The sequence below is a fragment of the Maribacter sp. BPC-D8 genome (assembly GCF_035207705.1).
Lineage (GTDB): Bacteria > Bacteroidota > Bacteroidia > Flavobacteriales > Flavobacteriaceae > Maribacter.
In genome coordinates this window covers 3,523,015-3,537,743 of sequence record NZ_CP128187.1, presented here as the reverse complement: position 1 = coordinate 3,537,743, position 14,729 = coordinate 3,523,015, and the positions used below count along the sequence as shown (strand labels likewise).

General features: G+C 33.1%; 14 protein-coding genes and 1 pseudogene. 2 read left to right on the top strand and 13 right to left on the bottom strand.

Features of this window, described 5'->3' with window-relative positions; translation table 11 throughout:
• The first annotated feature begins 43 nt into the window (after positions 1 to 43).
• The gene (locus tag QSV08_RS15505; RefSeq protein ID WP_324024631.1) at positions 44 to 1,021 is read left to right on the top strand and encodes an endonuclease; all 978 of its coding nucleotides are present in this window, start codon (positions 44 to 46) and stop codon (positions 1,019 to 1,021) included.
• Positions 1,022 to 1,182: 161 nt separating this feature from the next.
• Complete coding sequence (locus tag QSV08_RS15500; RefSeq protein WP_324024630.1) at positions 1,183 to 3,384, top strand: S8 family serine peptidase; 2,202 nt, start codon at positions 1,183 to 1,185, stop codon at positions 3,382 to 3,384.
• A gap of 4 nt (positions 3,385 to 3,388) precedes the next feature.
• Here QSV08_RS15500 and QSV08_RS15495 read toward each other — a convergent pair whose 3' ends face one another.
• The 13 genes and pseudogenes from QSV08_RS15495 to QSV08_RS15435 all read right to left on the bottom strand — a co-directional run bounded on the left by QSV08_RS15495 (position 3,389) and on the right by QSV08_RS15435 (position 14,440).
• Complete coding sequence (locus QSV08_RS15495) at positions 3,389 to 3,898, bottom strand: DUF3124 domain-containing protein (RefSeq protein ID WP_324024629.1); 510 nt, start codon at positions 3,896 to 3,898, stop codon at positions 3,389 to 3,391.
• A 92-nt stretch (positions 3,899 to 3,990) separates the two neighbouring features.
• Positions 3,991 to 4,713, bottom strand: a complete 723-nt coding sequence (locus tag QSV08_RS15490) for a 3'-5' exonuclease (RefSeq protein ID WP_324024628.1) — start codon at positions 4,711 to 4,713, stop codon at positions 3,991 to 3,993.
• Positions 4,714 to 4,877: 164 nt separating this feature from the next.
• On the bottom strand, positions 4,878 to 5,162 hold the full coding sequence (locus tag QSV08_RS15485; RefSeq protein WP_324024627.1) for an addiction module antidote protein: 285 nt from the start codon (positions 5,160 to 5,162) through the stop codon (positions 4,878 to 4,880).
• Between the two features lie 3 nt (positions 5,163 to 5,165).
• Positions 5,166 to 5,465, bottom strand: coding sequence for a type II toxin-antitoxin system RelE/ParE family toxin (locus QSV08_RS15480; protein ID WP_324024626.1), 300 nt, complete (start codon positions 5,463 to 5,465; stop codon positions 5,166 to 5,168).
• 181 nt (positions 5,466 to 5,646) lie between these two features.
• Positions 5,647 to 6,309, bottom strand: a complete 663-nt coding sequence (locus QSV08_RS15475; RefSeq protein WP_324024625.1) for a CPBP family intramembrane glutamic endopeptidase — start codon at positions 6,307 to 6,309, stop codon at positions 5,647 to 5,649.
• 114 nt (positions 6,310 to 6,423) lie between these two features.
• The gene (locus QSV08_RS15470) at positions 6,424 to 7,260 is read right to left on the bottom strand and encodes a LytR/AlgR family response regulator transcription factor (protein ID WP_324024624.1); all 837 of its coding nucleotides are present in this window, start codon (positions 7,258 to 7,260) and stop codon (positions 6,424 to 6,426) included.
• Positions 7,261 to 7,404: 144 nt separating this feature from the next.
• A pseudogene (locus tag QSV08_RS15465) lies at positions 7,405 to 7,618 on the bottom strand (type II toxin-antitoxin system ParD family antitoxin).
• A 77-nt stretch (positions 7,619 to 7,695) separates the two neighbouring features.
• Entirely contained in the window at positions 7,696 to 8,325 is a 630-nt protein-coding gene (locus QSV08_RS15460) for a hypothetical protein (RefSeq protein ID WP_324024623.1), read from the bottom strand.
• A gap of 234 nt (positions 8,326 to 8,559) precedes the next feature.
• Positions 8,560 to 10,170: an oleate hydratase gene (locus tag QSV08_RS15455; RefSeq protein ID WP_324024622.1), complete on the bottom strand. Its 1,611-nt coding sequence runs from the start codon at positions 10,168 to 10,170 to the stop codon at positions 8,560 to 8,562.
• 568 nt (positions 10,171 to 10,738) lie between these two features.
• Positions 10,739 to 11,269 (bottom strand): hypothetical protein, encoded by a 531-nt coding sequence (locus QSV08_RS15450; RefSeq protein WP_324024621.1) that lies wholly within the window; start codon positions 11,267 to 11,269, stop codon positions 10,739 to 10,741.
• A 197-nt stretch (positions 11,270 to 11,466) separates the two neighbouring features.
• Positions 11,467 to 12,309, bottom strand: coding sequence for a tetratricopeptide repeat protein (locus QSV08_RS15445; RefSeq protein ID WP_324024620.1), 843 nt, complete (start codon positions 12,307 to 12,309; stop codon positions 11,467 to 11,469).
• A 424-nt stretch (positions 12,310 to 12,733) separates the two neighbouring features.
• Positions 12,734 to 13,354, bottom strand: a complete 621-nt coding sequence (locus QSV08_RS15440; protein WP_324024619.1) for a hypothetical protein — start codon at positions 13,352 to 13,354, stop codon at positions 12,734 to 12,736.
• Positions 13,355 to 13,504: 150 nt separating this feature from the next.
• Positions 13,505 to 14,440: a hypothetical protein gene (locus tag QSV08_RS15435; protein WP_324024618.1), complete on the bottom strand. Its 936-nt coding sequence runs from the start codon at positions 14,438 to 14,440 to the stop codon at positions 13,505 to 13,507.
• Positions 14,441 to 14,729 lie beyond the last annotated feature (289 nt).

Here is a 14,729-nt window from a genome sequence, read left to right as displayed (position 1 = left end):
GTCTCTTTGCTTCTCTAGAGTTAGTTTCTCCTTAAAATAATACATGCGATTTCCATTCTTTAAGAAAAAGACAAAAAAACAGCGTTATACGATTGCATTCTACAATTTAGAGAATCTATTTGATCCAGAGCGCAATACCAAAATATTAGACAAAGATTATACCCCTAATGGTGCAAAAAAGTGGACTGTAGAGCGCTATCAACGTAAATTAGAGAAACTCTCGAAGACTATAGTTAAGATAGGTGAAGAAGACCACCCTTACCCACCTGCACTAATAGGGGTTGCCGAAGCCGAAAATAATAGTGTTTTTAAAGCATTGTTAGATACCGATGCTATGGATGATTTGGATTATGGATTTATACATTACGATTCACCAGATGAACGGGGTATAGATACAGGTCTTATTTACCGAAAGCGCTTTTTTAAAGTATTACACTCAGAACCATTGTTATTACTAGTTGATAATGCTGGCGGAGTTAGGGATACAACCAGAGACATACTATATGTAAAGGGAGAATTGAATAAAGAATTGGTACATGTGTTTGTAAACCATTGGCCATCTAGAAGAGATGGTGGTGTAGAAACAGAATACAAGCGGATTATTGCTGCCAACGAAATAGTTGAGAAAATTAAACTAATAAAGGAAACCGAATTGGACCCCAATATTATTGTAATGGGAGATTTTAATGATGATCCGTCTTCAACAAGTCTTCAAAAGATGGCAGAAGGGGCTGGTCTATTTAATCCTTTTGAGAAAATACATATACCTAATAGTAAAGGCTCTTCTGTATATGGTAGTAAATGGAATATGTTTGATCAAATATTGTTATCGAACTCTTTTTTTAATTATGAAAAGAATACACATAGTTTCGATAATGCAGCAATCTTTGATCATAAGTCTTTAAAAGAGAAAGAAGGTAAGTATAAAGGTACGCCCTACAGAACATTTGTATCTGATCGGTATATGGGTGGTTATAGCGATCATTTTCCGGTTTATGCGATGTTTACCTTCAATTCTTAAAGTACCGTATATCGAGAGAAAAATCTTACACATCATAAATTGATGCTTTCACAACAGTTTGAACATTATGTTTAAGTATTTCGTCGAATAAAAGTGGTCATTCACCGAAACGTTCAACAAGGTTAATATGTTTGTAGTCCAAATCCTACAATTTAAAACCTATGTTGACTACCTACAACTTAATCTACCGTAAAAGTAGTATCATAATACTGATACTTTTTGTGTTCTCGGCAACAAATGTTATTACTGCGCAGACTTCGCAACAACGATTGAAAATTGCAGAAAATAATAAGAGAACCGAATTGGCAAATTTCAAGTCGAATTTGGTTTCTGAGTATGCTCTTGAAAGAACTCATCTTAAAGAGGCAGCAAAACTGAACAACTGGAAAATCAAAGAAACTTTAGCGAACGGTAAAAAAATTGAATTGCAGGGTATAGGGGTCGATGGTAGTCCTTTATATTATGAAACTTATTCTGATCAAGCTGGGCTAGTTTCTAGAGCAAGCACTTTAAATACAGATGGTTTAATGGGACTTCATTTAGATGGTGATGGAATGAAAGTTGGTGTTTGGGATGCTGGTGTTGCTTTAGAGAATCATATCGAATATACATCTAGGGTTACTATTGGTGATGATAATGCCGAAGTTGATACACATGCTACCCATGTTACAGGAAGTATAATTTCTACGGGACTTAAAAGAGATGCTAAAGGTGTAGCGAATATGGCTAAAGTAGTTTCTCATGATTGGACAAGAGATAAGATTGAAGTAACGGAAGCAGCTGCTGACGGACTTCTTCTTTCTAACCATTCTTATGGTATTAAAGCGAGTCGTGTACCAGACTGGTATTTTGGTGCTTACACGAAAGTAGCTCAAGATTGGGACAAGATCATGTACAATGCGCCTTACTACTTAATGGTAACTGCAGCAGGTAATGCACAAAAGAGTAGAGATAACTTAGAACCTACATACGGTCAATCTGCTGATGGTTTTGATGTATTGTTAGGATTCACCATTTCAAAAAATAACATTACCGTTGCAGGTGCAAATTCTAAGATTGATGGAAACGGAGATTTAAAAAATGCAGATGTATGTACTTACACTAGTTTTGGTCCTGTAGATGATGGTAGAATTAAGCCAGACATTGCAGGTAACGGTGGTGCTGTTCTTTCTACAGATGCGGCTAGTAATACTAGTTATGAAACTTCTTCTGGTACTTCTATGGCTACGCCAGGTGTTACTGGGTCATTATTGTTATTACAACAGTACAACAAAGAATTATATGGTGAATATATGAAAGCAGCCACTTTAAAAGGTTTGGCTTTGCATACTGCAGATGATGTTGACGCCTTAGGACCAGATTATAAATTAGGTTGGGGAATCATGAATTCGAAAAGCGCTGCTGAGGTTTTAAACAATAAAGATTTCTCTAGCCACATTGCTGAAGAGACATTAGAAAACGGAAATTCATTTTCTTTTGATGTAACTGCAGAAGGTAACGAAACATTAATTGCTTCAATTTCTTGGACCGATGTACAATCTAGTTTTATTAATTCGGGTGAATTGAATAATACGACTGCAGCACTGGTAAACGATCTTGATATTAGAGTTACTAAAAACGGACAAACATTTTTACCTTGGAAATTGAACCCTGCGCAGGCAGAAAGTGATGCAACTAAAGGAGATAATTTGGTTGATCCTTTCGAAAGAGTTGAAATTCCTAATGCTAGCGGTACGTATACAATTACGGTTACTCACAAAGGAGAGCTTGTAAACGATATGCAAGATTTTTCATTGATCGTTTCAGGTGTTGCTATGACTACGTGTTCTATAAATGCACCAGAAGTTGGTCTTGATGAAGCTGAAATGTCTACCGTAAAATTAGCTTGGAATGCTTCGGAAGATGCACTTTATGAAATTCAGTATAAAGAAGTTCACCAACAAGAATGGTCTACAGAGTATATTTCTGTAAACAACTTTAGCTGGAAGGGTTTGTTGACAGATACTACGTATTCTTTCAGATTAAGAACATTCTGCTCACAAAACATCGCTTCTGAATTTAGTGAAGTAGCAACATTTACTTTTAAAGGTGAGGAAACGGAGTTAGAAACCTTAAATGCTTTAAGTGCAGATTCTGATATTGCGTTTAGCGTGTATCCAAACCCTGCGGTAGATGAAATTCAATTGAATGTAAAAACGTCTGATACTACTACCTATAGAATAATGAGTACAGGTGGTGTAGCGTTAAAAATGGATAAAGCTTCAGATGCTAGAATAAACGTTTCAGATTTACCTTCAGGTTTGTATATTTTACAAATTCAAGATGCTGATGTAAGCAAGAGTACGAAATTCTATAAGTACTAGAAACTTATTTTATTCTTCTAGATTGTGTCGTAAATGAAAGTCCTTGTTGGCCAACGGTAGAATTCATAATACCTTCAAATAATGGTTCTGGACAATCTTTTGGTGCTTGCCATTCAAAAATAAAGTTCGAACCGGTACCGCCTTCAACATCCATCTCGTCAATAATAATTTCTGCTGTTTCTAAAGGTGCCAAATAAATAGGATGGCTAAAGTAATTTCTTAACGAAACCCCATGAGTATCAAAATACTCGGCCTTAGATAGGTAAATAGTATCGACATCGCTTGTATTTCGTAAACTAACCATCGCCGTTAAATTATGGGTCTTATGCTCAGAACTACTATAAATTTGAGAATAGATAGATAAATAAGACTTACCATGCTCTAAAGAATCTTGAACTTTCATGGTAATTTTTCTCTTAGACCAGTTTTCTGGATGTATAGAGCTTATTTCCTTTTCTTGAATACAGCTTGCCAGTACTAAAACTACAGAGAATAATAAGATGATTTTTTTCATAGGTATGGCTCGTTTAGAACAAATGTCGTTACTAACAAAATTACATCATTAGTCCTGTTTTTATATCGGTGGATGCTAATTTTAACAAGATGCTATTCATTAGCTACTTTCTTTACTTCATTATCGGATAAAAGAGCTTGATTTCTTAATCTTAAATAGACCTGTGCAGTGGTTAATACGTCTAATTCGCAATAGGTAACAATACGGTTTAAATCATCTTCTTCATAATACACAACCCTAACCATGCTACCGTCAATATCTTCTTTAGGTGAAGGTATGCCCAGCACATGTGCCATAAGTTTTAAAGAAGTATAATGTTTGTAATCGCCAAATTTCCACAGTTCCATGGTGTCTATGTGCGGAATCTCCCATGGTTTTTTGCCAAATAAGTCTAGCTTTTGAGGTAACGATATACCATGAATAATCATTCTACGAGCGATGTAGGGGAAATCGAATTCCTTACCATTATGTGCACAGAGTACATTTTTTGCATGATTGAAATGCTCGTTTAATAGCTCTTTAAAATCTTGTAGAAGTTTAGCTTCTTCTCCATAAAACGTGGTGATTCTAAAACTACGCACCTCTTTTTGAAATGTAAAGTAACCAACAGATATACAAATGATTTTACCGAATTCTGCCCATATGCCGGCACGCTCGTAAAACTCTTCTGCAGTTACATCGTTCTTTCGTTGGTATTGAGATTTGTGTGCCCACAGTTCTTTTGTAGTTTCATCTAATTGGTCAAAAGAACTTTTTTCAGGTACGGTTTCTATATCCAAAAACAGGATGGTGTCTAATTGTAATTTATCAGGCATAGAAGGTTAAGATACTAATAAGTAGGAAATTAACACAATTTCGCTGTTGTTGTACTTACATCTTTACTTGATTTGGCTAAAGTTTTGAGCTTTTATATGTGGCGGAACATCTCTGTATTTGACACTTAGTGTGTGAAAAAACACTATTGAGGTATGTTATTTTTTCAGACAGACGTCGGATTCACTTGAATTTGTCCTCCTATCGCTTTTAATACTTTCATAATTGTGGCAAATTGAGGTTTTGCTCCATCTGATAATGCTTTATATAAACTCGGTCTACTCAAGCCAGTTTCCTCTGCAATTTTTGTCATACCAATCGCTTTTGCGATATTTCCGATTGCATTTATTACATCTGAATTATCTCCTTCTTCTAAAACCGTATTTAAATATTCTGCAATCATTTCTTTGCTTTCTAAATAATCAGCTATTTCAAATTTTGAAGTTCCCATTTTTTATTTATTTAATTCTTTCCAAATACTTTTCGCTTTCGCAATGTCATTTTGTTGGGTAGATTTATCTCCGCCAATCAGTAGTACTATTATTTTTCCATCTTTTTCCTTGAAGTAAACGCGATAACCTTTGGCAAAATTAATCCTCATTTCTCGAATTCCGTCACCGACTGGTTTGCAGTCGCCAAAATGTTCGTCAGTTTCTAATTTTTGAATTCTGAATATGATTTTAGCTTTAGCTCTAAGGTCTTTAAGCTTTCTCAGCCATTTGTCAAATTCAGATGTTTTCTCAATAAAGAACATAAATAGTGTATCTACTTGGATACAAATTTAAGAAAAAATAATTTAATAAATTTTACTCATATTAAGTTTTCTGTAGCGTGTGTTTTAATGTACCACAACAATTGTAATAGTAAATGGTTTCATAAATATTTTTAGCTTCTAATCAGGTGAGTTTAAGATGAGGTATGGTTTCCAATTACCATCAAGCCAAGCCGTAGTAAATACAAATCAAAGAAATGGTATCAAAAAAACCATGTACAGCAATTACAAACCACAAATCGTATTTACGCAGGTAAAATATCAAAGCTATGAGCCCTCCAATAGTACCTGCAACAATTTGTCCGGTAATGCCTTGGTAACTATGCATAAATCCGAAAAAACAAGCTAACAAGACAATATTAAGAACTATACTGAATTTGCTTTCTCCGAAGAATTTTACAAATTGTCTCATGAAATAACCACGAAAGATAATTTCTTCTCCAAACCCGGCAGTAGCCCACACGACTACTACGGCAATTAAGCAAGCGGAAAGATTTCCTTCTAATTCTTTAAAACTTGAATAGTCTATCGGGACTCCGGTGAGTTTTGTAATTCCAGGAACCAATAAAAAGACATAAAAACTAAAGAGACCTAGTGCTGCTAATGGCGCTAATACGAAGATGTTTTTGACCGTAAATTTTTCGCGTCGAAAGCCTAGAGCTGAAAATGGTTTTCCCTTGTATTCTATATAATTTGATAAGATGATTAATAGAGAAACAACGATGTTTTCTATATAACTTAAATTGAGTGGTCCGAACCATATATAGCAGATGACTGCAATGGTAATTAATGGAATTACTATTTGGCGTAAGGTTACTTTGTTCATTATTGTTGGTTTTAAATTCTAAGCGAATTAATGAACAAAAACGCTGAGACCCCTTTTAATTACTGATGTTCTTACTGAATGGTAGTAGATTAATAACTGAATAGTCGGTGTTTATTATTGAAACCAAGTCATAAATTCTTTTCGTTTGTACCGACTGATGTTTATTTCTTTAGTAGCATCATTTTCAATAACAGCTTTTAATTGAATACGTAGTTTACCATTTTCAATTTTCTCTATTACTTCTACAGCATCTTTATGAACAATAATTTGCCGATTGGCTCTATAAAACAATTGATTGTTTATTTTTTCTTCCAGCTCATTTAATATAAAATCGGTACTAATAGTTGTGCCATCATTTTTTACAGCAAATACAATTTTGTTTTCACTGTAAAAGCATGCAATATTCTCATAAGCGAGCTTTGTAGTTTTTGCACCGCTTTCGATAGTTACAACAGCATTTTTTAATGATGTCTTATATAAATTGTATACATCTTGAGCATACGATACCCCAATAAGAATAAAACTTAATAGTAAGGTAATGAGTAGACCTATTAGTAAATAGTAGAACTCAATCTCACCGTCTACGACTAGACTAAAAATAAAATTTATAGGAATATACATGAGGGTAATATAGCCTAGCGTTGAAGCCATGAACCATGCTATAGTTGCCATTTCAACTTTTCTGGAGAAATGCTTTTTCTTGTAATATTGAAAATTAACCTCGGTTATAATACCAATGAGAATGCATAAAATAATAGATGACAAAAAACCTTCAATGGGAAAGCTATAAGAATCACTACCAGGAAAACTTTCACGCTCTGCTAAATGGTTTATTACCAAAGAGAAAATAATCAATACAGTTACTTTCTTAAACCAACGCCATGCAGAGCTACTGACAAAGGTGTGCCAGGCTTTTTTTAGGGTATTTTTGGTCGGTGATTTGGTGCTCATTAATTAGAAGCTCTTTTTTTGATAGCAGATGAATATTTATAGTGGTTATTTTGCCTTAGTTATTATTCCGTCATTCTTTTCTTCAAGTTCATTCTTTCGTGTACTATTCTAGTTATTTCAACAGCTTTGTTTGTTAACCTATATTTAGCCATTCAAGTGCTTCTTGGCTTTTAAAGCTTCAAGATGTGTCTTTGGGTCAAAGTCGTGAGCTATTCCGCTTTCTATTCCTTCTTGAATTGCTTGTTTCAATGCAATTACTTTGTTTTCTTCCTCTTCTAAAAGTCTTAGTCCTGCTCGTATTACTTCACACAAATTCGTCAAAATAATTTCCGAGAGATACTGATGTGTTTTTGTTCATTTCAAAGCTATTTGATATAAATATACCAATTGTTGAAAATTGCACACAACGCCCCTTGATTAAGCACTAAACCGTAATTATTTTTCCACTTTGCTTTTTACAATTTCTAATAATTCTTCTTTGGTCATAAAAGTGTTCATTAAATCTTCTAAAGCACCTTCGTTAGTTACTTCTCTAAAAAAGACTTCGTGGTCAGTTCCAAATAATGTTGGATTTTCAGGATTTGGGTCAGATAGAACTATATAAAAATTGTCAGGAAAACTATAGCTGTAAAACAATTGTATGAAATCAGGTTCATTATTATTTGTTAATTCTATAATCTCTTTTAAGTCAACTTCATCATAATCTTTAAAATCACTATTCCATTCGTCAAAATCTTCAGTTCCTTTTTTATAAGGTGTAAATAATTCTGCTTTCCAAAACATTTGTCCAAATCCTTCTTCCGTCAAACAATAATACTTTTCAATAATTTTATCGTAAAGAGATTGTTTGTCAGATTTTAATAAATCTTTATTTTGGTCTATAAAATCTCCTATTCCATAAATAGGTTCTTCATCTTCGGCTTTTGCCCAAGGCGAATCAGTTGGTTTTTGATACAAAACTGTGTTAAATGTAATTGAAATTAAATCTTCTTCTAAAGACTTGCCTTTCACTTTATCGATATTTCCTCCAAGTTCTATGATTCTATTCAGTATTGTTTCTTTCATTTAGATTTGCTCATTTTTTACTTACACAAAGCTATAGCATCAATGTAATTGTTGATTTCGTCTAGACACTAATATACCACTAAAGAATAAATACAGAATTAGCTCGTAACTTTCTATTATGGAAAACTACAAATGCAATAATTGATTAGAACTAATTAGAAATAATACGGAGAAGAGAAATCTTCAAATCAACGGATATAACCCCGTTGATTTGAAGATTGTAAAGTTTGATAGTTAACCTAAAATTGCTTTTGCATTTTTTAAATTATCCCATATATGGTGTTGACCAAAGTACATTTCAGGTGGCTCTATTGATGGGTCAATTAATTCGTTAATCGCTAATATTGCTCCACGAACACTATATTCAGTCGTGAAAACTATACCGTCTGGTATTTCAACAAATTGCCCTAAGAGCGCAAAATTTTGCGAGCCTTTTGGTACCACAGGTGGTCTATCACCTTCGGTTCTAGGTAGAAACTGAGAGATGCCGTATGGTAGTCTACAAGGCACACAGTACGATGTTTCAAGAAGTTCTGTTTTCTCGTTCTCATCTAGATCTCCCCATAAATGCCCTAAAAGCTCTTCTAAAATTTCTTTTCCAGTACATTCGTACATTGGTTTTTTTACAAATTGACCAAGATTATCTTCACCCAATGCTGAAACCCAAATTACACAAGTATCTTCTGCTTGCCCAGGGAAAAAGGGTTGGCGATAGGTATGTACGTGCAATATCCATGGAGATTGTGTCAAAGGCAAGGGACTTTGTACTCCCATTGGCCGTTCAACTAACCATTGAAATTTTCTTTCAAAAAGGTTTCCTCTAAAAGTGACCGTAAAGTGCATCATTCTAGAAAGAGAAACGTCACGTAAATAGCGGTCTGGTCTGCCTAAATCTGCTTGTTTTGATACGATGTTTTGCCATAATTCATATGCTTCGCCTGGTTTTTCTACTGCTGTTGTAGCTACAGGCTTATCATGTGAACCGTAAGAGTGATTTGATACAATTGAGCCGATTGTCAAGAATGCCTTGTCTTCTGGTCTAAGCTCTATTGCATCTAATACCTTACCATCTGCATTTTTTAAATGTAAGCGTTCTACCCAACGTTTATCATCACTTTCTTTGAAGTCTACATCTGTAATACAAGTATTATAATGTATTTGAACTCCTTTTTTTGTGATGAGTTTAATAGCAGGTAGTACGAACGAGTGGTAGTTTGTGTAACGTGTACGTTCTAAAGAAGTCATTTTCTCCATATCAGACATACGGTGGTAAAATAGTTTCATGTAACGTTTCATCTCTATCGCAGAGTGCCATGGCTGAAAAGCAAATAGCGCACGCCACATATACCAGTAATTACTTTTGAAAAAATCTTCGCTGAAATAATCGGTGATTTTGGCGTCTGCCGGAATCTTTGATTCTGGTATCTCTATTAATCTAGCCATTTCAAGAGCTTCTTTAGTACCTAAGCCCAAGTCATGTCCAGAATCTTTCTCACCGTTTGCATGTAGTAGTCTAACCACGGTGTTCATATTGCATTCTGCAGCATTACGTTCATAGTCGTCTAAACAAGACCCAAGTTCGTCATAAGGTATTAATGACCACAGCTCTTTTGTGCAGCAATATACTTTGTCTTCGTACATGCGACTTCCACGCATAAGGTAAACGGGTTTGCCATCGATCATTTCAACAGATGCATCCATTGACCCTCCAACTAAATCTGTCTCAGGGTTTTTTTCAAAAATGTGAATATTTTCCGGCTTAAAACCGGCTTTCTGAATTAAATAGACAGCAACTGATAAAGAACTTAATCCTAAGCCGTTTAAATAAATATTAGAATCCTTCATAGTTTAAAATTTTGTTGATTAAAGTGTTACTATGTTTAAGAGTAGTGGTAGTTTAAATTTCGATTGTTTTGCTACTAATCTTGTAAGAATAAACCCGCCCTTACAAATTTTTCAGGACTTTCTAAAAACTCAGACTCAGTCAATTAATTAGATCCCTTGACGTGTCACCGTACTTTATTTTAAACAAAATTAGTTTTAGTTTAAATGATAAAGAATGACTTTGGTCAGTTGTGTGTGATAAGCTTATATATGTAGAAATTTGCGTGTTTGTTATAGCAGAACAACGGCCATAAATTATTTACAGCTTAGTTTGACTTTTATTAAAATAGGTGATTTTAAGTATTAATCAGGAAGAACAAAAGGGAGCATTAAGGCTACCATGAGCGATGCCTCTTTAGGTTTCTACAATCTCGGTAGTTCTCGAGATTAACGGCTTAATAAATAGGCACGGACTTATTTGCTTAGCCCTGAAGTCGGCTTTGTGTTTTGATTGTGTTGTAAAACGTTACTTTTAAAAATAATACCGATTGTACTTTTCCTCTTCTTTTAGTCTATAAATTGTTTAAAATTAATCATTAAGCTTTTTTTTGGTCCATTGTTTAATTTGCCAAAACAAAGCGGAAATTGAGATTATAAGTAATAACGTATTTACAATTATTAATAAAATATTATTTGAAACATCTAAATGTGTTTCATTTTCAGTTCCATAATTATCTTCTAAAATCGGATGATGCCAAATCCATATAGAATCATTGCTTGGTAAATAAAATGTGCTATCACTTTTTGTTAGAGATAAGAAATGATCGAAATCTTTTTTTTGTTTTTTGGTCGAAAAAACTACATCTCGATAGTCTAATAAACTTATATGATCCTTTTTATTATGATAATAGATGTAGTACTGTTTTGCTTTTCCTGCTCCGTCAATATTTGAAGTTTGAATGTCAATGGAATCTATTTTTACTTTTTGTTTTTCAAATTCAGTTTTATGAATTAGTTCTTTACTTTCTTTTTTTATTGTAAAAAAATAGAATGGAGAAAAAGTAATTATTAATAGCGTTATAAAAACAAGAATAGCCTTAGCAATATTTTTTAGATTCATTGTTTATTTTGGTGACAGCATTATGTTTTACAACGTTAATTATATGGCGAATAGGCAGAAAATAAAGGGTTGCTTTCAGTTTGGCTATAACCTTCTAGTGTATGATTTCGTTGCGAGTTTAAGCAAAAAGTTAGCAAATGAATCACAGATAGAAATACCGCGAGGACTTTCGTAAGTAAGCATTAACTAGCAATGAATTATTCACATAATTTTTTAAGTTTCTCAAAATCTTCATCAGCTTCGAAATGCTTATTCTTTTCAAGGTCTAACATAAGTGCTTTCTTAAAGTCTTTACAAGCATTTTTTTCCTCACCAAGTTCCAAATAAATACCTGCTCGATTGAAAAGTCCAATATCATAGCTTTTTTTCAAATTCAAAGCTTTATTGATTTTTAATAATGCTTCTTTTGGTTTCTCAATTTCTCTATAAAGACTTGCCCAATTGTTATAAAGAATGTGAAGGTTTGGCTGATTTGGAAATTCAGTCACTATTTTTTGATAATCTGCTAATGCTTCATCAAACAATTCTAATTTAGTTTTTATGTTTATCAGATTCGCTAATGACTTGAAATCTTTTGGTGTTATTTCTAATTGTGATTCTAAATCTATTTTGGCATTCCCATATTTCTCTAACCTGATATTTGCATAAGCTCTATCAAAGTAAATATCAGAGAAAGTAGGTTTTTTTTCGATTATTTTAGAATAGTCAGATATAGCCATTTCAAACTTTCCATTATCCATATAGGTGTCAGCTCTCGAATAACGGACACTTAAATTATCAGGATTTAAATCCAAAGATTTAGAATAATCATTAATTGCGAGGTCATATTCTTTTCTCATTCGATAAACATTTCCTCTGTTTGAATATGGCCCTGGTGAATCTGGATAAAGAGTTATTGCTTTTTCAAAAATTAAGAATGCTTCGTCTATTTTTCCTTTTTTAGCAAGTTCAATTCCTTTTGAGTTAAGTTCTTCTGCTGTTTGAGAAATTAGATTTTGCGTTGTAATCAATAGAATTGTTATGACTAAAATTTTCTTCATTCTGTTTTTTCTAGTTGGTGTTAACGTACATATAAATAAACCAGAGTTACGTTTATCTACCACTTTTGTTATTAAAACTTACCTAGCTAATATACCACTAAAGAATAAAACTACAGTTAACAAGGCGCCTTGCATGAGTGAAAACCACAATCATAATAATCATATTCAATAGAAATGGCTATAAACATCAAACCGACTAATTAGTCGGTTTTTTGCTTCTAAAATGTGGTAAGCATTCTTTTAAAAAACGACAGTATTCGCAATTTTATCGACAAAGTGCAAAGCGTATGAAGTTAAATAGGCGTTTTGAGCACACAACAAACCAAGTAGTTTGTTTTTTGGTTGGGAACAGTAGCTATTTTAGAGCAAATTTCACTGTTTAAACGAACTCTTATGGTTCAATAACCACTGTTTTAAGTAGATTTTAGTTTGCCATATCAAGGTCATTAGAATAGTTCTCTTTCCAATCTTCAATGTTTGCATAACTTTCTAACGGCCACATCTCAGAATAACTTAGTTCTAGTTGTTGAACATATTCCACAGTATTATTTGAGCAGTTAAGCGTAGATAATGTACCTGTTAATTTATTGTCATTCAGTTTTCCTGAAAATGAAAAAACATGTACATCAGATTGTTGCCAATCCTTAAAACCTTTACTTTCTTTAGTCCATGCCTCAATGTATAAGCTATCATTAGTAGCTAAAGAGCCGCTTGTTATTACTCCACTTCTATCAGGTTCAAGGCTGCTTTCATAGACGTTGAAAAAACCTAGTATTTGCTCTTCTAATTTCCATAGTTTTAATGAGTAACCATAAGTATGGTCATTTGTATTCACAATATTTTCATACAAACCAATTAGTTCTACTGGTGCTTGAGAATTACCTATTGTGTCAAAAGAAGCTTTACAAGCACTATTTTCTAGTTTTCTTGTAATTGGTTTTTCTTGAATTAGGGTTTCATTTTCTTCTTTTTTATCAATATTTTCTTTGCATGAATTTAATATCAATAAAAGGATTAAAGCTTGGAGTAGTAATAAATGTTTCATGGCTTAAAAAGGTAGTTAATTACTAGATAAATCACAGAAAATATTGAGCTGTTTTTGATAACGTTTTGCAATGCCAAGTAGGGGGCAGGCAAGAAAATATTCATAAACCTATGAATATGGCACTTTTAATTATAGCCGGTGCGATGGTAGTTATTTCCAAAATTGCCATTTCTTTTTCTTAGGTTTTTCTTTTACGATTTCTGGTATTTCAAGGTAATTTTTTATGGGATATGATAAATCTATAATGTTTGTATTTTGTTCTTCCCATTTTGATTGATTTTTTATAAAATAGTCACTGTCTAATCTAAAATACCCAAAAGATTTAGGTAACTCTGGTATTGTTGTAAAATTAAGATTCGTTATAATTTCATAACCGAGTAATTCTTTTTCTTTTTCTTGCTTTTCTGTTTCATTTTTTATGGAGCCCATAAAACTTCCTCTAATCCATACAGTAGGATTTTCTATGTAATAGTTTGTAATTTCTCCTTCCCAAGTTTCTCCATAATTAACCACTAAAAAATGACTATTTTTTATGGTCTCTGGTGTTGGTTTGTCTTCAGAATAAATACGAGTAGTTGCAAAATAATAAGTCCACATATTTTGACTATCCTTTTTTTTATTGATATCTAAAAGAATTGTAATACTATATTTTCCATTTTCACAGGTTGTAAGTATACAATCTCCTATTTTAAAAGGTATTTCAACGATGTACTCTTTTTTAATTCTTTTTTTCCTCTTAGGTGGCGTTTGAATTTTAATGTAGAATAATTCAATTTCTTTTATGCGTTCATTTGCTAATTCTTCCCAATCTTCTTTTATGTCATCCTTATCATTTAATATATTGGCGACAATTTTTATGGTCTCATTGTCTATCGCTTTATATTCCCAACATGCAAAAGCATAGGCAAGCCATTCTTCGTTGCCATAAACGGGTTCATTATTGTCATTAAATAACCCAAACTTAGAAAGAGTATCTCGTTTAATTTCATCAATGCTAAGCTCTTGTTTATTATACAGTTTTTCAAAAAAACCATAAACGTCCATCGCAGAATCATTGCCTAATATTTCAGCACTCCAAGTTCCCATATTTTTAAAATTACCGCCAACAATCGTATAAATGTAATTGTTGATGTCGTCTAGTTACTAATATACCATTAAAGAATAAACCTACAATTAGCTTAGAACTTTCTATTGCGAAAAACAATGATTGCTTTTAATTGTAGAGGGCTAATTAGTTATTAATGGCTCTTAGAAGATAAATGGTCTTAAAAACAAGAAACCGACCATGTGGTCGGTTATTTATTGCTATAATGCGTCGTAAAACACTGAGAATAGCGACGGAAATTGCACTTGTATGGACAAAATGTAAAGCGAA